The organism is Massilia sp. Root418 (genome assembly GCF_001425265.1).
GTDB lineage: Bacteria > Pseudomonadota > Gammaproteobacteria > Burkholderiales > Burkholderiaceae_D > Rugamonas.
In genome coordinates this window covers 549521-570792 of sequence record NZ_LMEC01000011.1, presented here as the reverse complement: position 1 = coordinate 570792, position 21272 = coordinate 549521, and the positions used below count along the sequence as shown (strand labels likewise).

The 21272-nt window shown below is 64.8% G+C and carries 21 protein-coding genes; 4 read left to right on the top strand and 17 right to left on the bottom strand.

What is annotated here, in order from left to right; translation table 11 throughout:
- Window positions 1-3: 3 nt before the first annotated feature.
- Both ASC94_RS09950 and ASC94_RS09945 read left to right on the top strand, forming a co-directional pair.
- Window positions 4-1050 carry an aldo/keto reductase gene (locus tag ASC94_RS09950; RefSeq protein ID WP_056393848.1) on the top strand — a complete coding sequence of 349 codons (1047 nt, stop codon included), beginning with the start codon at window positions 4-6 and terminating at the stop codon, window positions 1048-1050.
- Between the two features lie 162 nt (window positions 1051-1212).
- Entirely contained in the window at window positions 1213-3609 is a 2397-nt protein-coding gene (locus ASC94_RS09945; RefSeq protein WP_056393846.1) for a TonB-dependent siderophore receptor, read from the top strand.
- Between the two features lie 120 nt (window positions 3610-3729).
- Here the strand turns inward: ASC94_RS09945 and ASC94_RS09940 are convergent, their stop codons facing one another.
- The 10 genes from ASC94_RS09940 to ASC94_RS09895 form a co-directional block, all read right to left on the bottom strand.
- Complete coding sequence (locus tag ASC94_RS09940) at window positions 3730-5340, bottom strand: methyl-accepting chemotaxis protein (protein WP_056393845.1); 1611 nt, start codon at window positions 5338-5340, stop codon at window positions 3730-3732.
- Between the two features lie 138 nt (window positions 5341-5478).
- Entirely contained in the window at window positions 5479-6411 is a 933-nt protein-coding gene (locus ASC94_RS09935) for a CysB family HTH-type transcriptional regulator (protein WP_056393843.1), read from the bottom strand.
- Window positions 6408-7481, bottom strand: coding sequence for a sulfate/molybdate ABC transporter ATP-binding protein (locus tag ASC94_RS09930; RefSeq protein ID WP_056393841.1), 1074 nt, complete (start codon window positions 7479-7481; stop codon window positions 6408-6410). The genes ASC94_RS09935 and ASC94_RS09930 overlap by 4 nt, the downstream gene beginning before the upstream one ends.
- A gap of 3 nt (window positions 7482-7484) precedes the next feature.
- Entirely contained in the window at window positions 7485-8378 is an 894-nt protein-coding gene (gene cysW, locus ASC94_RS09925) for a sulfate ABC transporter permease subunit CysW (protein ID WP_056393839.1), read from the bottom strand.
- Window positions 8378-9184 (bottom strand): sulfate ABC transporter permease subunit CysT, encoded by an 807-nt coding sequence (gene cysT / locus ASC94_RS09920; RefSeq protein WP_056393838.1) that lies wholly within the window; start codon window positions 9182-9184, stop codon window positions 8378-8380. The genes cysW and cysT overlap by 1 nt, the downstream gene beginning before the upstream one ends.
- A 223-nt stretch (window positions 9185-9407) precedes the next feature.
- Window positions 9408-10181 (bottom strand): sulfite exporter TauE/SafE family protein, encoded by a 774-nt coding sequence (locus tag ASC94_RS09915; RefSeq protein ID WP_056393836.1) that lies wholly within the window; start codon window positions 10179-10181, stop codon window positions 9408-9410.
- A gap of 96 nt (window positions 10182-10277) precedes the next feature.
- Complete coding sequence (locus ASC94_RS09910) at window positions 10278-10916, bottom strand: peroxiredoxin (protein ID WP_056393834.1); 639 nt, start codon at window positions 10914-10916, stop codon at window positions 10278-10280.
- Window positions 10917-10943: 27 nt separating this feature from the next.
- Window positions 10944-11504, bottom strand: coding sequence for an alpha/beta hydrolase (locus ASC94_RS09905; RefSeq protein WP_056393833.1), 561 nt, complete (start codon window positions 11502-11504; stop codon window positions 10944-10946).
- Window positions 11505-11516: 12 nt separating this feature from the next.
- Window positions 11517-12521, bottom strand: a complete 1005-nt coding sequence (locus ASC94_RS09900; RefSeq protein ID WP_056393832.1) for a sulfate ABC transporter substrate-binding protein — start codon at window positions 12519-12521, stop codon at window positions 11517-11519.
- Between the two features lie 108 nt (window positions 12522-12629).
- Window positions 12630-13016, bottom strand: coding sequence for a diacylglycerol kinase (locus ASC94_RS09895; RefSeq protein ID WP_056393831.1), 387 nt, complete (start codon window positions 13014-13016; stop codon window positions 12630-12632).
- Window positions 13017-13145: 129 nt separating this feature from the next.
- Here ASC94_RS09895 and ASC94_RS09890 point away from each other — a divergent pair, with 129 nt between their 5' ends.
- Complete coding sequence (locus tag ASC94_RS09890; RefSeq protein ID WP_056393830.1) at window positions 13146-13925, top strand: IclR family transcriptional regulator; 780 nt, start codon at window positions 13146-13148, stop codon at window positions 13923-13925.
- On the opposite strand, the gene ASC94_RS09885 is transcribed toward ASC94_RS09890, so the two are convergent.
- From ASC94_RS09885 to ASC94_RS09875, 3 genes are all read right to left on the bottom strand, one after another.
- The gene (locus tag ASC94_RS09885; RefSeq protein WP_082616379.1) at window positions 13907-15082 is read right to left on the bottom strand and encodes a serine hydrolase; all 1176 of its coding nucleotides are present in this window, start codon (window positions 15080-15082) and stop codon (window positions 13907-13909) included. The two genes, ASC94_RS09890 and ASC94_RS09885, sit on opposite strands and share 19 nt — an antisense overlap.
- A gap of 105 nt (window positions 15083-15187) precedes the next feature.
- On the bottom strand, window positions 15188-15883 hold the full coding sequence (locus ASC94_RS09880) for a nitroreductase (RefSeq protein ID WP_056393829.1): 696 nt from the start codon (window positions 15881-15883) through the stop codon (window positions 15188-15190).
- A 4-nt stretch (window positions 15884-15887) separates the two neighbouring features.
- Window positions 15888-16757, bottom strand: coding sequence for a DMT family transporter (locus ASC94_RS09875; protein WP_056393828.1), 870 nt, complete (start codon window positions 16755-16757; stop codon window positions 15888-15890).
- 355 nt (window positions 16758-17112) lie between these two features.
- Between ASC94_RS09875 and ASC94_RS09870 the strand changes: the two genes are divergently transcribed.
- Window positions 17113-17676, top strand: coding sequence for a phasin family protein (locus ASC94_RS09870; protein ID WP_056393826.1), 564 nt, complete (start codon window positions 17113-17115; stop codon window positions 17674-17676).
- 190 nt (window positions 17677-17866) lie between these two features.
- Here the strand turns inward: ASC94_RS09870 and ASC94_RS09865 are convergent, their stop codons facing one another.
- The 4 genes from ASC94_RS09865 to ASC94_RS09850 all read right to left on the bottom strand — a co-directional run bounded on the left by ASC94_RS09865 (window position 17867) and on the right by ASC94_RS09850 (window position 21272).
- The gene (locus ASC94_RS09865) at window positions 17867-18637 is read right to left on the bottom strand and encodes an alpha/beta fold hydrolase (protein WP_056393824.1); all 771 of its coding nucleotides are present in this window, start codon (window positions 18635-18637) and stop codon (window positions 17867-17869) included.
- Window positions 18634-19683, bottom strand: coding sequence for a M14 family zinc carboxypeptidase (locus ASC94_RS09860; protein ID WP_056393823.1), 1050 nt, complete (start codon window positions 19681-19683; stop codon window positions 18634-18636). Before ASC94_RS09860 ends, ASC94_RS09865 begins: the two co-directional genes overlap by 4 nt.
- Before the next feature lie 96 nt (window positions 19684-19779).
- Window positions 19780-20502: an ABC transporter ATP-binding protein gene (locus tag ASC94_RS09855; RefSeq protein ID WP_056393821.1), complete on the bottom strand. Its 723-nt coding sequence runs from the start codon at window positions 20500-20502 to the stop codon at window positions 19780-19782.
- Window positions 20502-21272, bottom strand: coding sequence for an ABC transporter ATP-binding protein (locus tag ASC94_RS09850; RefSeq protein ID WP_056393819.1), 771 nt, complete (start codon window positions 21270-21272; stop codon window positions 20502-20504). Before ASC94_RS09850 ends, ASC94_RS09855 begins: the two co-directional genes overlap by 1 nt.

Sequence of the window (21272 nt, the reverse complement as noted above, 5' to 3'; positions counted from 1 at the left end):
GCCATGGACTACACCACGCTCGGCACCACCGACCTGAAAGTCAGCCGGATCTGTCTCGGCACCATGACCTTCGGCGAGCAGAACACCGAAGCCGATGCGCACAGCCAGCTGGACTACGCGCTGGAACGCGGCATCAACTTCATCGACACCGCCGAGATGTACCCGGTGATGCCGCGCGCCGAAACCCAGGGTGCCACCGAGCGCCACATCGGCAGCTGGCTGAAGAAAAGCGGCAGGCGCGCGGACGTGGTGCTGGCCACCAAGGTAGCCGGCCCCAACCCGAACCTGCACTGGGTGCGCGGCGGCCGCAACAACCTGGACGCGGCCAACATCCGCGCGGCCGTGGACACCAGCCTGCAGCGCCTGCAAACGGACTATATCGATTTATACCAATTGCACTGGCCCAGCCGCAACGTGCCGATCTTCGGCGCGTCCGTGTTCGACCCGGCCAGCGAACGCGCCTGCGTGGCGGTTGAAGACACGCTGGCCGCACTGGGCGAGCTGCAGCGGGAAGGCAAGATCCGCCACATCGGCGTATCGAACGAATCGTGCTGGGGCGTGAACGAGTTCATCAAGCAGGCCGAGATGAAGGGCTTGCCGCGCATCGCCACCATCCAGAACCTGTACAACCTGACGGCGCGCCACTACGAAACCAGCCTGCTCACCGAAACCTGCTACCGCGAGCAAGTAAGCCTGCTGGCATATAGCCCGCTGGCGTTCGGCCAGTTGAGCGCCAAGTACTTGGACAACCCGAAAGCGCACGGCCGCCTGACCATCTTCCCGCCCAGCTGGAGCCCGCGCTATCTGCGCCCGGCCGTGCTGGAAGCGGTGGCGCAGTACGCCGCGCTGGCGCGCGCGCATGGCATGACGCCGGCGCAGATGGCGCTGGCCTGGTGCTATACGCGCTGGTTCGTGGCCTCCACAATCATCGGCGCCACCACCCTGGCGCAGCTGAAGGAAAACACCGACGCGCTGGGCACCGTGCTCGCGCCGGAAGTGGTGGCGCAGATCGACGCCATCCACGCGCGGCTGCCGAATCCCGGCCAGTAGCCGTTGCTATGCGCCCCGCATAACGGGGCGCCGGCATATAGCTGGCCGGCATATAGCTGGCCGGCATATAGCTGGCTGGCATAAGCTTAGCAGGAAGGATTCCTTCCACATTTGGCAACGCCTCTTTAAGCTCCTTGCTTTATACATGCAAGAGAGTCCTTCATGAGCTTCCGCCACACGCAAACCCACCCCGGCCGCGCAGCGCTGGTCTTCAGCCTGATCGCCACGCTCGGCCTGCCCGCTGCGGCGCAAAGCACGCAGGGCGTACAGTCCGCGCCCGAGGCCGACGTGCCATCCGTGCTGGTGACCGGCACCTACGCCAGGAACCGCCGCACCGCCGACTCCGAATCGCCGGTCGACATCATCGGCGCGCGCGAGCTGCAGGCCTCCGGCTCCACCGAGCTGGCCACCGTGCTGGGCCGCGTGCTGCCCTCGGTGAACTTCCCGCGCCCGTCCGGGGCCGACGCCAGCGACGCCGTGCGCCCCGCGCAGCTGCGCGGCCTGTCGCCGGACCAGGTGCTGGTCCTGGTGAACGGCAAGCGCCGCCACGCCTCGGCGGTGGTCAACGTGAACGGCACCCTGGGCCGCGGCTCCGCGCCGGTGGACTTGAACGCCATCCCCATCGCCGTCATCGACCGCATCGAAGTGCTGCGCGACGGCGCAGCGGCGCAGTACGGCTCGGACGCGATTGCCGGCGTCATCAACATCATCCTGAAAAAAGGCGCCAAGGGCGGCGAGGCGGAAATCGGCTACGGCGAATACCAGGAAGGCGATGGCCAGAGCATCACGCTCAAGGCCTCGGCCGGCTTCGACCTGGGCAACGGCGGCTGGCTGCGCCTGGCGGCGGAAGCGGCCGACCGCGATCCGACCAACCGCGCCGGCCCCGACCTGCGCAACAAGGCCGAGCCGCGCTACGGCCAGGTGAACCAGCGCTACGGCGACCCGGACACCAAGCCGCGCAATCTGTTCTTCAACAGCCAGCTGCACGTGAACGACGACATCGACTTCTACGCCTTCGGCAATTTCGGCCAGCGCAAGACGGAGGCCGCCGCCACCTGGCGCACCGCGCTGAACGGCGGCGCGCTGCGCAGCCCCCTGTTCCCGGAAGGCTTCCTGCCGCTGCAGGACAGCACCTCCATCGACGAATCGCTCACGGCCGGCCTGCGCGGCGCGGCCGGCGCATGGCGCTGGGACGCCAGCCTGGACTACGGCAGCAACCGCTTCGACCTGAACATCCACAACACCGTCAACCAGGACCTGAAGGACAAGAGCCCGACCAGCTTCCACCTCGGCAAACTGACCAACACCCAGTCGGTGTTCAACTTCGACCTGGCGCGCGAGTTCGCCGTGCCCGGCCTGAGCGGCCCACTGACGCTGGCCACCGGCGTGGAAGCACGCCGCGAAAGCTACGAGATCGAAGCGGGCGATGCCGCGTCTTACAGCGGCAGCGGCTCGCAGGGCTTCAGCGGCTTCCGTCCCGTCAATGCGGGCAAGAACAGCCGCAACAACAAGTCCATCTACGTAAACCTGGAAGCGCCGTTCACCAAACAGTTCTCCGGCGCGCTGGCCGCACGCCACGAGAACTACAGCGACTTCGGCAACACCACCTCGGCCAAGGCCTCGGCGCGCTACGCCTTCAGCGACGCGGTGTCGCTGCGCGGCACGGCCTCCTCCGGTTTCCGCGCACCGTCGCTGGCGCAGCAGCACTACACCATCACCACCACCAACTTCTCCATCATCAACGGCTTCAACACGCCGATTGAAACCGGCACGTTCGCAGTCAACAGCGCCGCCGCGCTGGCGCTGGGCGCGCAGCCGCTAAAGCCGGAGAAGGCCAAGAACCTGAGCCTGGGCCTGCAGCTGCAGCCGTTCCGCAACTTCAGCACCACGGTGGACGTGTACCGCATCGACATCGACGACCGCATCCTGTTCTCGGCCAACCTGATCCTGCCGGACACGCTGAAGGCCACGCTGGCAGCGCAGGGCGCGCCGGTGGGCGCGGCACGCTACTTCACCAACGCGGTGGACACCCGCACCAAGGGCGTGGACCTGGTGAGCACCTACCGCGTGGACCTGGCCAACCGCGACCGCGTGGACTTCACGCTGGCGTATAACCACAACAAGAACGACATCGTGCGGGTGGCGGACAATCCGGCGGTGCTGACGAGGGACAAGCTGCTGCTGATCGACCGCCAGACCGTGAACCGCGCCACGGTGGGTTCGCCCAAGGACAAGCTGAGCCTGGCCGCCGATTACACGGCGGGCATCTGGAGCGCGCGCAGCCAGGTCACGCGCTACGGCAGCTTAACGGTGCCGCAGAACGTGGCGGCGCAGGACCAGGTGTATAGCCCGCAGTGGGTGCTGGACCTGTCGGGCAGCGTGAAACTGGGCAAAAGCTGGAGGCTGAGCGCCGGTGTCGACAACGTGACGGACAAGTATCCGGACCAGGTGACGTCGCTGAATAACCTCAATAACAACGGCATCAACCCGTACAGCGGCTTTGCGCCGAACGGCTTCAATGGGCGCTATTACTACGCGAAGGCGGGCTATAGCTGGTGATGCACGGCGGGTTACGACGCTGCGCGTCTAACCCGCCCTACGATTGCCGGACTTCGGCCAGTAGGGCGGGTTAGCCGAAGGCGTAACCCGCCGCGCGCCGCCCGGTCAACGTCCGCAAGCCTACGCCGCCAACGCCATACGCTTGGGCGGCGCCGGATGCGCGCCGTGCTGCTGCCCCGCCAGCCGGAACACGCTGACCGCTTCGGCCAGCATCTCGGCCTGGTCGCGCATCGACTGCGCGGCCGCCGCCGCTTCTTCCACCAGCGCCGCATTCTGCTGCGTCACATCGTCGATCGACACGATCGCCTGGTTCACCTGCGCGATGCCGGAACTCTGCTCCTGGCTGGCCGCGCTGATCTCGGTCATGATGTCGGCCACCTGCCGCACCGCCTTGACGATGCCCTCCATCGTCGTGCCCGCCTCGTCCACCAGCCGCGCGCCCGCGTCCACGGTTTCCACCGACTCGCCGATCAGCGCCTTGATCTCCCTGGCCGCTGCCGCCGAGCGCTGCGCGAGGTTGCGCACCTCGGAGGCCACCACCGCGAAGCCCCTGCCCTGCTCGCCCGCGCGCGCCGCTTCCACCGCCGCATTGAGCGCCAGGATATTGGTCTGGAACGCGATGCCGTCGATCACGCCGATAATGTCCACGATCTTGTTCGAGCTCTCCTTGATGGCGCCCATGGTGGTGACGACCTCGCTCACCACCTTGCCGCCCTTGGTGGCGAACTCGGAGGCCGACACCACCAGCGTGGTGGCCTGGCGCGCGTTCTCGGCGTTCTGGGTGACGGTCGCCGTCAGCTCCTCCATCGAGGACGCGGTCTCCTCCAGGCTGGATGCCTGCTGCTCGGTGCGCGACGACAGGTCCAGGTTGCCGCTGGCGATCTCGCTGGACGCGGTGGAGATGGTGTCCGAGCCCGAGCGCACCCGGCCCACGGTGCGCGCCAGGCTCTCGGTCATGTGTTTCAGCGCCCGCAGCAGCTGCCCGGTTTCGTCGGCCGTGTCGCACTCGATGCGCTGCGTCAGGTCGCCGCTGGCCACCGCCTCGGCCACGCCCACCGCCCGGTTCAGCGGATGCGTGATGCTGCGCGTGATCCAGTACACCACCGCCGCGGCCAGCGCGGATGCGATGACGGTCAGCGCGATCATCATGGTGCGCGCGCCCAGGTAGGCCGCATGGGCTTCCGTGCTGGCCCTGGCCACCGCTTCGGTCTGGTATTTGACCAGTTCGGTCAACGCATTGAGATAGGCCGTCTGTTCCTTGCGCACCGTGGTCAGCAGGAACACCACGTTCTCGTCGCGCTTGGCCGCGTCGGCGGACTTGGCGATAAACGCCGTCTGCACCACCTCGTAGCGCTCGCGCGCGTCCAGCACGGTTTTCAGCCTGGCCTTGCTTTCCGCATCTTCATCGTCCGCGATCAGTGCAGCCAGCTTGTCGAGGTGGCTGGCGATCTCGGCCTTCTTGTCGTCCACGCGCTTGAGTTCTTTGCGCACGGTGTCCGCGTCGGTGGAAAGCATGGCGTTGCGCATGGCGCGGGCGATGTCGTTGACCGCGCCCACCGCTTCATAGGCTTCGATCACCTTGGGCACCTTGTCGGCCGCGAGGTCGCCGGTGCCGTCGTTCAGCTTGCCGAGGTTGCCAATGCCGACGATGGACATGCCCACCATGAACACCAGCGACAAGCCCAGGCCGCCGGCCAGGCGCGTGCGTATCTTCCAGTTTCCAATATTCATTTGACGCTCCCTGAACTTTAAAACAATGTTTCAAAAAGGGGTGCAATGAAGCTGAACGCTGGATCGAGTATATGTCTATTTGATAATGATCGGCGGAAAAAGTTGGCCTTGTTTTCCCGCCGCAACAACAATGCTGGCTTACGCCGCTTCAGCCCCGGCAAGGGCTACTTCGATATCGCTGCGGCGCAGCTCGGGCGCGAACTGCAGGATGAATTCCTGCGCATAGGTGCGCAGATAGGCGCCGCGCCGCACCGCCAGGCGCGTGGTGTTGGCCGCGAACAGGTGCGACGCTTCCACCGCGCGCAAGCCCTTGTCGCGCCCGTGGTCGAAGGCCATGGAGGCCACGATGCCTACGCCCAGGCCCAGCGACACGTACTGCTTGATGACGTCCGAATCCATGGCCGTGAGCACGATGTCCGGGCGCACGCCGGCGCGCGCGAAGGCGTCGTCCAGGTGGCCGCGGCCGGTGAAGCCCACGTCGTAGGTAATCAGCGGGAACTCGGCCAGGTCTTCCAGGCGGATATTGGTGCGCGCCAGCAGCGGGTGGTTGTCCGGCACCACGATCAGATGGCTCCAGCGGTAGCATGGGAAGGACACCAGGTCCGGGAACTGGCTCAGGCCCTCGGTGGCGATGCCGATATCGGCCTTGCCCGACAATACCCACTCCGCGATATGCTCCGGCGAGCTTTGCTGCAGGGCGATGCGCACTTCCGGGAAGGCCGCGCGGAAGCTCTGCACCACTTTGGGCAGCGCGTAGCGCGCCTGGGTGTGGGTGGCGGCAATGGTCAGCGTACCGCTGTTCTGGCCCGTGTATTCCAGGCTGGCCTGCTGCAGGTTCTCGGCCTCCACCAGCAGGCGGTCGATGATTTTCAGGATGCCCTTGCCGGGGTCGGTCAGGCCGGTCAGGCGCTTGCCGTTGCGCTCGAAGATGACCACGCCCAGCTCGTCCTCCAGCTCGCGGATCTGGCGGCTCACGCCGGGCTGCGAGGTGAACAGCGCGTTGGCCACTTCGGTCAGGTTGTAGTTGCGGCGCGCCGCTTCGCGTATGGAACGCAGTTGCTGGAAGTTCATATCGCAGTTCCCTCATCGACAAACACGTGCAGGCGCTTGGGCCGCACCACCAGGGTCTCGCCCTCCTTGAGGCCAAGATGGCTGTAGCGCTCGTTCGGTATCACCGCTTCGATCATCTCGGCGTTGTCGGCGCGCTCCAGGTCCAGCTGGGCCAGCGGGCCGATGGCGTGCGCGCGGCGCAGCTTGACCACGATGCCTTCCGCGCCCTGCGTGTAGCGGTCCACCTCCAGCTCGTGCGGACGCACATAGGCGATGCCCTTGCTGTCCTGCGTTGCGCCGTGCGTGGGCAGGTCCAGCGCCACGCTGCCGGTGGTGATCACGCCTTCGTGCACGCGCCCGTGGAACATGTTCACATTGCCCAGGAAGCCGTACACGAAAGGCGAAGCGGGGTGGTTGTACACCTGGTCCGGCGCGCCGATCTGCTCGACGTTCCCCTTGTTCATCAGCACCACCTGGTCCGCCACTTCCAGCGCTTCTTCCTGGTCGTGGGTGACGAAGATGCTGGTCACGTGCAGTTCGTCGTGCAGGCGGCGCAGCCAGCGGCGCAGTTCCTTGCGCACCTTGGCGTCCAGCGCGCCGAACGGCTCGTCGAGCAGCAGCACGCGCGGCTCCACCGCCAGCGCGCGCGCCAGGGCGATACGCTGGCGTTGGCCGCCGGACAATTGCGGCGGATAGCGGTCGGCCAGCCAGTCCAGCTGCACCAGCCCCAGCAGTTCCATGACCTTCTTCTTGATCTGCGCTTCGGACGGGCGCTCGGCGCGCGATTTCACGCGCAGGCCGAAGGCCACGTTCTCGAACACGGTCATGTGCTTGAACAGCGCGTAGTGCTGGAACACGAAGCCCACCTGGCGCTCGCGCACGTGGCGGTCAGAGGCGTCCTTGCCGTCCAGGAGCACCTGGCCCGAGTCCGGGTGTTCCAGGCCGGCGATGCAGCGCAGCAGCGTGGTCTTGCCGCAGCCGGACGGGCCCAGCAGCGCGGTCAGTTCGCCGGTGGGGAAATCCAGCGACACATTGTTCAGGGCGGTGAATTCGCCGAAACGCTTGTTGATGTTCTTGACTGCGATCGTCATGGCTTAGTGCTCCGAAGTGTGGCCTGCATAGTCTTCATGCAGACGCCAGGCAATAAAGGATTTCAGGGCCAGGGTGACCAGCGCCAGCAGTGCCAGCAGCGAGGCCACGGCAAAGGCGGCCGCGAAGTTGTATTCGTTGTAGAGGATCTCCACCTGCAGCGGCACCGTGTTGGTCTCGCCGCGGATGTGGCCGGACACCACCGACACCGCGCCGAACTCGCCCATGGCGCGGGCGTTACACAGGATCACGCCGTACAGCAGGCCCCACTTGATGTTGGGCAGGGTCACGCGGAAGAAGGTCTGCCAGCCGGACGCGCCCAGCACGATGGCGGCCTCCTCTTCCTCGCTGCCCTGCGCCTGCATCAGCGGGATCAGTTCGCGCGCCACGAAGGGGAAGGTGACGAAGATGGTGGCCAGCACGATGCCCGGCACGGCGAACAGGATCTTGATGTCGTGCTCGGCCAGCCAGGGGCCGAACCAGCCCTGTGCGCCAAACAGCAGCACGTAGATCAGGCCGGAGATGACGGGCGAGACCGAGAACGGCAGGTCGATCAGGGTCAGCAGGAAACTCTTGCCGCGGAACTCGAACTTGGCGATGCACCAGGATGCGGCCACGCCGAATACCAGGTTGAGCGGTACGGCGATGACGGCCGTGATCAGGGTCAGCTTGATGGCGGAAATCGCGTCATCCTCGACGATGGCGGAGGCGTACACGTCCCAGCCCTTTTTCAGCGCTTCGGCAAACACGGCCACCAGCGGCACGAACAGGAACAGGGTCAAAAAGGTCAGCGCCACGGCGATCAGGACGCCGCGCACCCACAGCGGTTCCAGGATGTTCGGCGCCGAGGCCAGTTCGCCACGGCGCCGCGCGGTTGGCGTTGCGGTAGGTGCACTCATTATTTCCCCGACTTTCCGCGAGCCCAGGCTTGCAGCAGATTGATGGACAGCAGCAGCACGAAGGAGATCAGCAGCATCACCACGGCAATCGCCGTGGCGCCCGCGTAGTCGTACTGCTCCAGCTTGGTGATGATGAACAGCGGCGTGATTTCCGACACCATGGGCATGTTGCCGGCGATGAAGATGACCGAACCGTATTCGCCGGTGGCGCGCGCAAAGGCCAGCGCGAAGCCGGTCATCAGCGAAGGCAGCACGGTCGGAAACACCACGCGCACAAAGGTCTGCAAGGCGCTGGCGCCCAGGCTGGCGGCGGCCTCTTCCAGTTCGCGTTCGGCGTCTTCCAGCACCGGCTGCACGGTACGCACCACGAAGGGCAGGCCGATGAAGGTGAGCGCCACCACCACGCCCAGCGGCGTGAACGCCACCTTCAGGCCCAGTGTACCTTCCAGGAAGGTGCCGAACCAGCCGTTGGACGAATACAGCGCAGTCAGCGTAATGCCGGCCACCGCGGTGGGCAGCGCAAACGGCAAGTCCACCAGCGCGTCGATGATGCGCTTGCCGGGGAACTGGTAGCGCACCAGCACCCAGGCCACGATGAAGCCGAACACCGCGTTGATCAGGGCGCCGATCAGCGAGGCGCCGAAAGTCAGGCGGTAGGAGGCCATCACGCGTTCGGACGTGACCGCAGTCCAGAACTGGTCCCACGTCATGGTGAAGGTTTTCAGGAACACCGCCGACAGGGGGATCAGCACGATCAGCGACAGGTAGAAGATCGTAAAGCCCAGCGACAGCTTGAAGCCCGGCATCACCCGGTAAGGGGCGCTCCTGGACTTGAACGTCACCGGCGGGGCGGCCGGGATGGCGACTGCAGACATGAATACTCCTCTTATTACAATTCCGAGTTTAGGCCCGGATAATCGCATAGAGGAGTTATGAAGCAAACGATGCAATTGTCATTTGCTTAGATGCGGTTTTGTCAGTGCTGAGCTCATTGCCGAGCTCATTGCCGAGCTCACTGACGTGGCCTGGCTACGCAAGCAGCTTGGCTGCCACCGCTGTCAGGGTGGCAGCCAGCAAGCCGCGCAGCACGCGCTCCGGCACGGCGCGCGCAAACCAGGAGCCGATGGTAATGCCCGGCACCGAGCCGACCAACAAGGTCAGCAGCAGCATCCAGTTGATCGAACCGAGCCACCAGTGGCCGACGGCGGCGACCGCGGTCAGCGGCACGGCATAGGCGATGTCGGTGCCGGCCACTTCGGCCGGCTTCAGGCGCGGATACAGCATCACCAGCAAGGTGGCGCCCACGGCGCCGGCGCCGATGGACGACACGGTCACCAGCGTGCCCAGCACGAAGCCGGACACCACGGTGGCCACGTCCAGCGCGCGGCCCTGCAGCTGGCGCTCGGGATGGGCGTTGATCCAGGCCAGCATCTTGCTGCGGAACAGGATGGCCACCACGGTCAGCATGACCGAGCCGGCGATGGAATAGCGTATTACCTGCCCGATTTCCTTGTCGAGCGCGCCGAACTGCTTGAGGCCGATGGCGGCGATCATGGCGGCAGGCACCGCGCCCATGCACAGCAGGCGCACGATGTCCCAGCGCACGGTGCCGCGCAGGCGGTGGGTGAAGGTGCCGGCGGATTTGGTGACGGCCGCAAAGGCCAGGTCGGTGCCCACGGCCACCGAGGGGGAGACGCCGAATAGCAGGGTCAGGATGGGCGTCATCAGCGAGCCGCCGCCGACACCCGTCATGCCAACCAGCAGGCCGACAGCAAAACCCGAAGCAACAAACGACAAGTCCATAGATTCCCCTTAAGAAACGCAAGGGTATACAGACTTGCCTGAATTCCAAACAACGAAAATTCTATTTGCTTATGCGCCCAGCGGCGCATCAAGGCATTACTTGTTGGGCTGAGGTGTTACCCGCAGGTAAGGACGCTCGGCCTTGAAGCCTTTCGGGTACTTTTGCTTGAGCACGTCCGGGTCTTGCACGGTCAGTGGAATGATGACGTCGTCGCCGTCTTTCCAGTTGCCGGGGGTGGCCACGGTGTAGCCGTCGGTCAGCTGCAGCGCGTCGATCACGCGCAGCACTTCATCGAAGTTGCGGCCGGTGCTCATCGGGTAGGTGATGGACAGGCGCACCTTCTTGTTGGGATCGATCACGAACAGGGTGCGCACGGTGGCCGTGGCGGACTGCTCGGGGTGGATCATGTCGTACAGGGTGGCTACTTTCTTGTCGGCGTCGGCGATGATGGGGAAGCCCACCACGGTTTTCTGCGTTTCTTCGATGTCCTTGATCCAGGCGGTGTGCGACTCCACCGGGTCCACCGACAGGGCGATGGCTTTCACGTTGCGCTTGTCGAATTCCGGCTTCAGCTTGGCGGTCAGGCCCAGCTCGGTGGTGCAGACCGGGGTGAAGTCGGCCGGGTGCGAGAACAGCACCACCCAGGAATTGCCCGCCCATTCGTGGAACTTGATCGGGCCGATCGACGATTGCTGCTCGAAATCAGGGGCGGTGTCGCCCAGACGTAGTGTCATATAAATCTCCTTGTGCTGTACGGTTGGCTAAAAAACATTGACGGTCTGCTCATTGTGCGCCCGTTCAGCCAGTATTTGCAATAGGCGCTGGCCCGCCAGCCAGTCGCCCAAGCCGGACTCGGCGTTGATATGCCCCAGCGCGCCGAGATTGAGGTATTCGCTGCCCCAGCGCTGCGCCCACAGCGCGGCGTGCTGCGCCGTCATCCAGGGGTCGTTGCTGCTGGCCAGCACCATGGACGGGCACGGCAGGCGCTCGGTGGGCAGCTGCGCGGCCACGCCGAACTTGTCCGGATCGGCCGGCGCCACCAGCAGCACGCCGGCCACGCCGGCGGGATCGCGCGCCAGGCTGTGCACCGTGGCCAGGGTGCCGAAACTGTGCGCCACGATCAGCGTGGGGCGGCTGTCCTGCCGCCGCAACCGGCTCACCCGCGCCGACCAGGCCGGCAGGTCGGGCTGGTCCCAGCGGTCCTGCTCCACCCGCTCGAAAGCCGGATACAGGCGCTGCCAGCGGCTTTGCCAGTGCTGCGGCCCGCTGCCGTGCAGGCCGGGGGCGACCAGCACGCGGAACCTCGACAACAAGCCGGCCACGGCCCTGCCCTCTTACTTCGCGCCGGGCGCGTAGATCTGGTCGAACACGCCGCCGTCGGCGAAGTGCACCTTCTGCGCGTTGCCCCAGTCGCCCGCCACCTGGGCCAGCGTGAACAGCTTCACGTTGGGGAACTGGGCCGCGTATTTCTTGGCTTCCTTCTCCACGGTCGGACGGTAGTAGTTCTTGGCGATCAGTTCCTGCGCTTCATCGGTGTACAGGAAGTTCAGGTAGGCCTCCGCCACTTTGCGGGTGCCGCGCTTGTCCACCACCTTGTCGACGATGGCCACCGGCGGTTCCGCCAGGATGCTGACCGATGGCGCCACGATTTCCACCTTGTTCGGGCCCAATTCCTTGATCGCCAGCAGCGCTTCGTTTTCCCACGCGATCAGCACGTCGCCGATGCCGCGTTCAACAAAGGTGGTGGTGGCGCCGCGCGCGCCGGAATCGAGCACCGGCACGTTCTTGTACAGTTTCTTCAGGAATTCCTTGGCGCTGGCCTCGCTGCCGCCCTGCTGGCGCAGCGCGTAGCCGTAGGCGGCCAGGTGGTTCCAGCGCGCGCCGCCCGAGGTTTTCGGGTTGGGGGTGATGACGGCCACGCCCGGCTTGACCAGGTCGTTCCAGTCCTTGATGCCCTTGGGGTTACCCTTGCGCACCAGGAACACGATGGTGGAGCTGTACGGCGTGCTGTTGTGGCCCAGGCGCTTCTGCCAGTCCTTGTTCAGCAGGCTGCGCTCGGCGATGGCGTCGATGTCATAGGCCAGCGCCAGGGTCACCACGTCCGCTTCCAGGCCGTCGATCACGGCGCGGCCCTGCTTGCCCGAGCCGCCGTGCGACTGCTTGATCTTGACCGTGTCGCCGGTCTTGGCCTTGTAGTCCTTGGCGAAGGCGGTGTTGACGTCCGCGTACAGCTCGCGGGTGGGGTCGTAAGAGACGTTCAGCAGGCTGAACTCGGCAGCGAAGCTGGATGCGGCGGTGGCGGCGAAGATGGTTGCAGCGATAATTTTTTTGGACAGCATCAGAATACCCCGTTGTAGTTAGGACCTCAGAAGCTGTAGGTTATCGTTGCTTTATATAAATGAGAACGAAGGTTTTAGCAGTTTTATATACGCGAAAGGCATAAGGCCTTACCAGAAGCGCTGCACCAGCACCACCGCCCAGGTCAGCGCTGCCAGCAGGCCGGTCAGCAGCACGGCGGCGCTGCCGAAGTCCTTCGCGTTCTTGGACAGCGGATGGCGCTCCAGCGAGATGCGGTCCACCACCGCCTCGATGGCCGAATTGATGAGTTCCACGATCAGCATCAGCACCAGCGGCGTCACCAGGACCAGCTTCTGGAAGGCCGACACCGGCAGCAGCAGCGCCACCACCGTGCCGGCCGCGAACAGCATCAGCTCCTGCCGGAAGGCATGCTCGGAGCGCCACGCGCTCTTGAGTCCGTCGAAAGAATACAACAGTGCCGAAAAGATCCGCTTGATGCCGCTCTTGCTTTTGAATTCGCTAACCGGTTGTTCCATATGCCTGTCCAGGATTGATACGCTGCGTCATTATGCCCTCCCCATAGGGGAAGTGCGCGCCGGAATTCCCATTTTTTTCACATCATGGTATAAAGGAGAGACCGAATACTGCACCGCACCAACCACATCATGAAAATCGAACCCGTCCCGGAGCAAAAAACCACCATCCAGGTGATCGAACGCATGGTTGCCCTGCTCGATGCACTGGCCAAGTATCCCGACCCGGTGAGCCTGAAGGAATTGTCCAAGGTGTCCGGCCTGCACCCATCCACAGCGCACCGCATCCTGAACGACATGGTGCTCACGCGTTTCGTGGACCGCATTGAACCGGGCACCTACCGCCTCGGCATGCGCCTGCTGGAGCTGGGCAATGTGGTGAAGAGCCGCCTGTCCGTGCGCGAAGCGGCGCTGGATTTCATGCGCTCGCTGCACAAGAAAACCCAGCAGACCATCAACCTGTCCGTGCGCCAGGGCGACGAGATCGTCTATATCGACCGTGCCTTTTCCGAGCGTTCCGGCATGCAGGTGGTGCGCGCCATTGGGGGGCGCGGCCCGCTGCACCTGACCTCGACCGGCAAGCTGTTCCTGTCGGTGGACGAGCCCAAAGCCATCCGCGCCTACGCCACGCGCACCGGCCTGGCCGGGCACAACAAGAACTCGATCACGGATCTGGCCAAGCTGGAGCGCGAGCTGAGCCTGGTGCGTGCGCGCGGCTATGCGCGCGACAATGAGGAACTGGAACTGGGCGTGCGCTGCATGGCGGCCGGCATCCGCGACGACAGCGGCAAGCTGATCGCCGGCCTGTCCATCTCGGCGCCGGCCGACCGCCTGCAGGAGGAATGGCTGGAAGACCTGGTGACCACCGCCAACCAGATCTCGGCAACCCTGGGTTACATGCCGGTCGAGTAAGCGCGGCTGGCGCCGCCGTTCACGTCGGCCGCGACAGCGGGGCTCATGCCGCCGCTGACCGTGCCGCCGCCGGCGGCGCCGAGGCTGCCGCCGCCCAGCGCGTCGGCCGACAGGCCGGCCGGTTTCAGCGCTTCCAGCCATTTGCGCATGCGGCCGGCATCGGCGGCGCGCGCAGCGGAACCCTTGGCGTCGAGCAGCACCATGATCACGGCGCGGCCCTGGATCACGGCCTGCATCAGCATGCAGCGGCCGGCCTCGTTGATAAAGCCGGTCTTCTGCAGGCCGATCTCCCAGCCCGGCGTGGCGATCAGGCGGTTGGTCGTGCCGAAATGCATCGGACGGCCATTCGCTTCCACCACGGCCTTCGCATCGGTGGAATATTCACGCAGCACCGGATGCTGATACGCCGCCATGGCCAGCTTGGCCAGGTCGCGCGCGCTGGCCACGTTCATTTTCGACAGGCCGCTGGAATCGACATAGTGCGTATCGGTCATGCCCAGCGCCTGCGCCTTGGCGTTCATGGCTTCCACGAAGGCGGGCAAGCCGCCCGGATAGTGGCGGCCCAGCGCCGAGGCGGCGCGGTTTTCCGAACTCATCAGGGCGATGTGCAGCATATTGGCGCGCGTCAGCTGCGAACCGACTTTCAGGCGCGAGCTGCTGAATTTGGCGTGGTCGACATCTTCCTCGGTGACGGTGAGCACTTCGTCCATGTCCTGGTTGGCTTCCACCACCACCAGCCCCGTCATCATCTTGGTGATGGAGGCGATGGGCAGCGCCACGCCGGCATTCTTCTCGAACAGGATTTCCGAATTGGCCTGGTCCAGCACGAAGGCCACGTTGGACTTCAGGTCCAGCGGATCGCGCGTCAGGTGCAGGCCGGCCAGGTCGCCCATGGTGGGCCGCGCCAGGCTTTCGCCGACGTTGGTCACCTTCTGGTACACCACCTTGCGTTTGCCGTCGACCACCATCACGCGGCGCACGGTGCGCTCGCGCGGCACGGCGGACGCCATCGCTCCCAGCACCATGGTCTGGCGGCGCGGTGCCGCCTTGCTTTTCTTCACTGCGGGCTTGCGCGCGCTTTCTCCCGCATGGGCTGCGGCAGCCGGCAACGAGACGCACAGCAAGGCGAGTATCGCGCCCAAGGTAAATTTAACCATTTCAGTTCCCCAATGCAGTGAGACTATTCTTGTTGCAGTGTAGCAAAACCCCACGGCGGCGCAAGCGAAATCCGTCCCGCATTGCACCGTAAAACCACAGCTTGTTCACTCTACAAATTTAACAAAATGTGCAGCAGGCTCGCGCTCGGTTATCAAAGTATTCTCGATCCGGCCGGGGTCGGCATAGCCTAGCGACATGCCGCACACGACCATTTCATTATCGGGCAATTCCAGCACGTCGCGGATAATCTTGTGGTATTGCGTGAAAGCAGCCTGCGGGCAGGTATCGAGCCCCCTGCCGCGCGCGGCCACCATGATGTTTTGCAGGAACATGCCATAGTCCAGCCACGAGCCCTGCTCCAGGATACGGTCTATGGTGAATATCAGCCCCACCGGGGCGTCGAAGAAGGCGTAGTTGCGGCCGTGCTGCGCCGCCATGCCCTGCTTGTTCTCGCGGGTCAGCCCCAGCAGTGCATACAGATCCCAGCCCACCTTGCGGCGCCGGTCCACGTAAGGCGAGACCCACTCGCGCGGATAGTAGGCGTATTCCTCCGTATGCAGCCTGGCCTGCTCCGGATCAGTATGTGCGGCCAGAATGCGCTCGGACAAGTGCTGTTTTTTCCCGCCGGTGAGCACGTAGACTTTCCACGGCTGGGTATTGGTGCCGGACGGCGCGCGCGCGGCCACCTGCAGCAGCTGTTCAATATCTTCGCGCGCCAGCGGCGTGGGCAGGAAGGCGCGGATCGAACGGCGCGAGGTGATGGCGGCATCGACCGCCTGCTGGTCGGGACTATTGATCATCGGTTCACCTGGGTTGCTTGACTACAAACACCACGCCCAGCACCGCCAGCGCCATCCCGGCCACGCCCAGCAGGCTGAACGCTTCGCCGAACATCAGCCACGCCATGATGGCGGTGGTGGGCGGCGTCAGGTACAGCAAGCTGGTCACCTGGGTGGCATCGCTGCGGCGTATCAGCGCGAACAGCAGGAATATCGCGCCGATCGACAGCGCCAGCACGGACCAGGCCAGCGCGCCGACAAAGCGCACAGTCCATTGTATGTCAGTAAAGCTTTCAAAATACAGGGCGAATGGCAAAACCGCCACAAACGATGCCGCGAACTGAATGATGGTGCCGGTGCGCAAGTCGAACTGCGGGCAGTAGCGGCGCTGGTACATGGTGCCGGCCGTGATGGACAGCAGCGCAAACAGGCACAAGGCAATGGCTTGCCAGGACAGGCCCACCAGCGTGATCTTGGCGTACACCACCAGCGCCACGCCGCCCAGGCCGAATACCAGGCCCAGCCACTGGCGCGGACGCACCTGCTCGCCGATCAGCGGCGCGGCCATGGCCGTCAGGATGGGCTGCATGCCCACCATCAGGGCGGTCAGGCCGGCCGGCATGCCCAGCTTGATGGCGCACCACACGCCGGCCAGGTAGCCGGCCTGCATCAGCAGCCCGGCCAGCGCCACTTCCCGGATCTTGCCCCTGGGCCAGGGCGCGCGCATGACCAGCACCAGCGGCAGGAGGATGGCCAGCACGCCGACGAAACGCAGCAGCAAAAACGTCAGCGGCGGCGCATACGGCAGGCCGAACTTGGCGACAATAAAGCCCGTGCTCCACAGGAACACGAAAAACAAGGGAATGGGCGACAGGAAGGACGCTGGTTTGGACATATGGGCTACCAAAAGTATCGAACGCGCCCAGCCAGCCAGTGGATGTTGCACGGGAGCCATAGAGTCTAGCACGGCACCACCGTTCGGGTTGGCGGCCGCCGCAAGCGCAGCAAAATTGATCCAGATCAAAATGGTCGTTCCGCCCGGAAATACAGGGCGAACGCGGCAGAGTGGGTTCCTTTGTGCAACGCACAAAAATCGCTTGACTTAAAATTTTAAGTCCGTAAAATCGGGTTTGTTGCGTTGCACAATTTGTTGGTAGAGCCCTGATCTTAGACGTACTGTTTTACTGCAGGTAACTTTCAGCAGCATTTAACGCCTATTAGCTTAAATCACATCCAAACTGGAGATTTACATGTTTTCTATCCCTGAGCAATTTTCCAATGCGACCAAAGCCAACTTTGAGAGCCAATTCGCCATCTTCTCGTCGCTGACCGCCAAGGCCTTCGAAGGCGTGGAAAAGCTGGTCGACCTGAACCTGACCGCGGCCAAAGCCTCGCTGGAAGAGTCCTCGGTTGCCGCCAAGCAGCTGCTGTCGGCCAAAGATCCACAAGAATTCTTCTCGCTGGCTGCTGCGCAAGTTCAGCCAACCGCAGAAAAAACCATCGCCTACGGCCGTCACCTGGCAGCCATCGCTTCCGGCACCCAGGCTGAATTCAGCCGCGCCGCTGAAACGCAAATCGCCGAAACCAACCGCAAAGTGATCTCGCTGGTTGACGAAGTGAGCAAGAACGCGCCAGCCGGTTCGGAAAACGCGATCGCCCTGCTGAAATCGACCCTGGGCAATGCCAGCGCCGGCTACGAGCAGTTCACCAAGTCCGCCAAGCAAGCTGGCGAAGCCATCGAAACCAACCTGAACGCCGCCGTGAACCAGTTCGCTGCTGCCGCTTCCAAGGTTGCTCCTGCTGCCAAGAAGTAATGCGTGAAGCGCCGGTCCCCAGGGGCCGGCTCCGCTCAGGTCTCCTCGGCATCCGTGGTGTCCTCTCTGGCGGATGTCCTTCATCAGCCCCGGCTAGTCCGGGGCTTTTTTTCGTCCGTGGCCATGGCGGGTTACGGCGTGCCGCCTAACCCGCCCTACAGGCGGTCGGCACTCGTACCCGTAGGGCGGGTTAGCGCGGCAGCGCGTAACCCGCCAGCCACTGCGCCACCTGCTGCGCCACCCATGGCCCATCGTCCAGCGGCAAATCGTGCCCTGCCTCCGGGTGCAAGCGGAAATCCGCATCCCAGGCCTGCGCCAGGCGCTGCGAGCACAAAGGATCGACCAGCCCATCGCGCGCGCCCGCCAGCACCAGCAGCGGCGCCCCGTCCGGCTGGCGCGCCGGTGCACGAAAGCGCGCCGCCGCCGCCAGCTGCCGCACCGCATTCATGCGCGACACCGGGAACTCGTTGTGATAATCCACCCAGCGCTTCAGCAGCTCGCTGTCGCGCGTATCGCCGCCGTGCGTCACGCTGGTAAGCCTGAGGGCCAGCTGCTCCTGGCGCCGCGCCCCGCCCAGCACCAGCTGGCGCAGGATGGCCGGATAGTTCTGCCAGCGCAAGCGCTGATAAAAGCGGCTGAACGGCCGCATACTGGTGTTGAGCAGCACGCAGCGCGCCACCTCCTGCGGATAACTGGCCTGCCACTGCACCGCCACCATCGCCCCCAGTGACAGCGCCAGCAAGTCATACGGCCCATGCCGCCCGCGCGCGCGCAGGTCGGCGCGGCACGCTTCCACCATGCCCTGCACCGACAGCGGGCTGCGCTGGCGGAAATTGATGCCGTTGCCGGGCAGGTCGGGCGTGACAATGTCCGCCTCCGGCAGCACTGCGCGGAACTGGTCCGGGAACGCGCCCCAGTGCCGGCTCTCGCGCATCAGCCCGCGCAGGAACACCCAGCTCATGCCGGCACTCCCAGCCCGTACCAGTGCGCCAGTGCGCGCTTGCGCTGGTGCTGCCGCGACGGCGCGTCCGGCAGCCAGCGCGCGTGCGCATAGGCCGCGCGCATCAAAAAATCGAACCACACCAGGTGGCTGCGCAGCACGCGCTGCAAACGGTGCGCGGCGGTGGGATTGAAGGCGCCCAGGCGCGAGAACAGCTGGCGCGGATTCTTCTTCACCCACAGCCAGGACCCCATCTCCAGCGTCAACGGCAGGAACACCCTGTCGTGCCCTTCCTCGCCGCGCTCGCCGCCGCGCTCGAACCGCAGGTACAGGTGGTCCCACAGGTCGCCATGGGTGCGGTATTGCAGGCTCTGCGGCTCGAAGGTGTAGTTGTGGTGCGGATAGCTGGCCGTAAAGAGCTCCTCCAGCGCCGCGATCTCGGGCAGGTGCGCGATCGGCGTGCGCGTGTGTGCATGCGGGAACCAGATGCGGTCGCGCAGGCCGAACCCGGAATGGCAATCCAGGCTCAGGCTGAACTGGCGCGGCAGCAGCTCGCGCTCCACCACCTCGCACACCGCGCGGCTCTCTGCCTCCATGGGCGCGCCGAACGCGCCGCGGTACCACGGCAGCATGGACGTGGCGCGCTGCCCGCCCAGCAGGAAAGGCACGCGCTCGCTGGCCTGCACCGGCGAGTTGCGCATCAGGTCCACGCCCTGCGGGTTGCAGCGCGTGGCCTGCCACATGCCGCCCGGATTCACCAGGGGCATGAACACCAGGCGCACGTTTTCCAGCAAATGATGCAGCCCGTGGTCCCAGCGCGAGCGCGCCACCAGGCTCTGAAGAAAGGAGAGTATGACCTGGGTGCCGATGCGCTCCAGGCCGTGAATGCCGCCGAAGAAACCCAGCGCGGGCGCGGCGGGATCGTTGCTGCCCATGGTCAGCACATAGACCGGAAACTGCTGGCTGTCGGCCGCCACCGTGCAGGCCACGCTGGCCTTCAGCAAGTCCCCGCCGTCCTCGATCAGCTGTTCCAGTGTGAGCAGTTCGGGCAGGGATTTGACGCTCATGCGGGTGGCTCCGTGGATGAGGAGCCACCAGTGTAAATCATAATGGGGTCAGGGTTAGTTTCCGGGGACGGCGAAACTAACCCTGACCCCATTTTCTTATTCGCCGAGGTAGGCGGCTTTGACGCGCGGGTCGTTCAGCATGTCGGCGGCGTTGCCGGTCATGGTGATGAGGCCGGAGTCCATCACGTAGCCGCGGTGGGCCGCCTGCAGCGCCAGCTTGGCGTTCTGCTCGACCAGCAGGATGGTGATGCCCTCGTTCGAGACGTTGCGGATCACCTCGAAGATCTTGTCGACCATGATGGGCGACAGCCCCATGGATGGCTCGTCCAGCAGCAGCAGCGTCGGATGGCACATCAGCGCGCGCGCCATGGCCAGCATCTGCTGCTCGCCGCCCGACAAGGTGCCGGCCAGCTGCGCCGCACGCTCTTTCAGGCGCGGGAAGACGTCGAACCACTTGGCGATGTCGGCCTCGATGCCGGCCTTGTCGTCGCGCGTGTAGGCACCCATCATCAGGTTTTCCGTGATGGTCATGCGGGTGAACACGCCGCGCCCTTCCGGCACCATGGCCAGTTTCTGCTCCACCAGGTGGAAGGACTTGCTGCCCTTGAGCGACTGGCCCATGTAGGACACCGTGCCTTCGACCTTGCAGTCCGGCAGCGTGCCGGTGATGGCTTTCAGCGTGGTGGTCTTGCCCGCGCCGTTGGCCCCGATCAGCGTGACCAGCTCGCCCTTGTTTACTTCCAGGTCGATGCCCTTGACGGCCTTGATGCCGCCGTACGCGACCTTCAGGCCCGCGACTTTTAAAACATTGTCACTCATTAGTGCGAACCTCCCAGATAGGCGTCGATCACCGCCTTGTTGCTTTGGATCTCGGCGGGCAGGCCTTCCGCGATCGGCTTGCCGTATTCCAGCACCGTGATGCGGTCGCACAAGCTCATCATCATTTTCACGTCGTGCTCGATCAGCAGCACGGTCTTGCCTTCGGCCTTGATCTTGATCAGCAGCTCTTTCAGGGCCAGCTTCTCGGTGGCGTTCATGCCGGCCGCCGGTTCGTCCAGCGCCAGCAACTGCGGATCGGTGGCCAGGGCGCGCGCGATTTCCAGGCGGCGCTGGTCGCCGTAGGACAGGAACTTGGAAGTGCGGTTGGCGAAGGCGCCGATGCCGACGAAGTCCAGCAGCTCCTGCGCGCGGCGGCGGATGCCCGCCTCTTCTTCGCGCGCCGCCTTATGGCGGAACACGGCGCCGAACACGCCCTGGTGCGAACGCACGTGGCGCCCCACCATGACGTTTTCCAGCGCGGTCATCTCGCCGAACAGGCGGATGTTCTGGAAGGTGCGCGCAATGCCGGCCTTGGCCACTTCATGCGGCGCGGACGGCGAATACGGCTTGCCGGCCAGCTCGAAGGTGCCGGTGTCCGGCTGGTACAAGCCGGTGATGACGTTGAAGAAGGTGGTCTTGCCGGCGCCGTTGGGACCGATCAGGCCGTAGATCTGGCCCTTCATGATCGTGATGCCGACATCGGTCAGCGCCTGCAAGCCGCCGAAGCGCTTGTTGACGCCGGCGATGTTCAAAATGACTTGTTCGCTCAT

Coding starts and splice junctions, on each gene's coding strand:
- ASC94_RS09895 (WP_056393831.1), bottom strand. CDS start 13,016: ATGGAACAACCGGTTAGCGAATTCAAAAGCAAGAGCGGCATCAAGCGG.
- ASC94_RS09870 (WP_056393826.1), top strand. CDS start 17,113: ATGTTTTCTATCCCTGAGCAATTTTCCAATGCGACCAAAGCCAACTTT.
- ASC94_RS09950 (WP_056393848.1), top strand. CDS start 4: ATGGACTACACCACGCTCGGCACCACCGACCTGAAAGTCAGCCGGATC.
- ASC94_RS09940 (WP_056393845.1), bottom strand. CDS start 5,340: ATGAATATTGGAAACTGGAAGATACGCACGCGCCTGGCCGGCGGCCTG.
- ASC94_RS09850 (WP_056393819.1), bottom strand. CDS start 21,272: ATGAGCGAACAAGTCATTTTGAACATCGCCGGCGTCAACAAGCGCTTC.
- ASC94_RS09855 (WP_056393821.1), bottom strand. CDS start 20,502: ATGAGTGACAATGTTTTAAAAGTCGCGGGCCTGAAGGTCGCGTACGGC.
- ASC94_RS09875 (WP_056393828.1), bottom strand. CDS start 16,757: ATGTCCAAACCAGCGTCCTTCCTGTCGCCCATTCCCTTGTTTTTCGTG.
- ASC94_RS09930 (WP_056393841.1), bottom strand. CDS start 7,481: ATGACGATCGCAGTCAAGAACATCAACAAGCGTTTCGGCGAATTCACC.
- ASC94_RS09885 (WP_082616379.1), bottom strand. CDS start 15,082: ATGGTTAAATTTACCTTGGGCGCGATACTCGCCTTGCTGTGCGTCTCG.
- ASC94_RS09915 (WP_056393836.1), bottom strand. CDS start 10,181: ATGGACTTGTCGTTTGTTGCTTCGGGTTTTGCTGTCGGCCTGCTGGTT.
- ASC94_RS09910 (WP_056393834.1), bottom strand. CDS start 10,916: ATGACACTACGTCTGGGCGACACCGCCCCTGATTTCGAGCAGCAATCG.
- ASC94_RS09860 (WP_056393823.1), bottom strand. CDS start 19,683: ATGAGCGTCAAATCCCTGCCCGAACTGCTCACACTGGAACAGCTGATC.
- cysT (WP_056393838.1), bottom strand. CDS start 9,184: ATGCCGGGCTTCAAGCTGTCGCTGGGCTTTACGATCTTCTACCTGTCG.
- ASC94_RS09900 (WP_056393832.1), bottom strand. CDS start 12,521: ATGCTGTCCAAAAAAATTATCGCTGCAACCATCTTCGCCGCCACCGCC.
- ASC94_RS09865 (WP_056393824.1), bottom strand. CDS start 18,637: ATGAGCTGGGTGTTCCTGCGCGGGCTGATGCGCGAGAGCCGGCACTGG.
- cysW (WP_056393839.1), bottom strand. CDS start 8,378: ATGAGTGCACCTACCGCAACGCCAACCGCGCGGCGCCGTGGCGAACTG.
- ASC94_RS09935 (WP_056393843.1), bottom strand. CDS start 6,411: ATGAACTTCCAGCAACTGCGTTCCATACGCGAAGCGGCGCGCCGCAAC.
- ASC94_RS09880 (WP_056393829.1), bottom strand. CDS start 15,883: ATGATCAATAGTCCCGACCAGCAGGCGGTCGATGCCGCCATCACCTCG.
- ASC94_RS09945 (WP_056393846.1), top strand. CDS start 1,213: ATGAGCTTCCGCCACACGCAAACCCACCCCGGCCGCGCAGCGCTGGTC.
- ASC94_RS09890 (WP_056393830.1), top strand. CDS start 13,146: ATGAAAATCGAACCCGTCCCGGAGCAAAAAACCACCATCCAGGTGATC.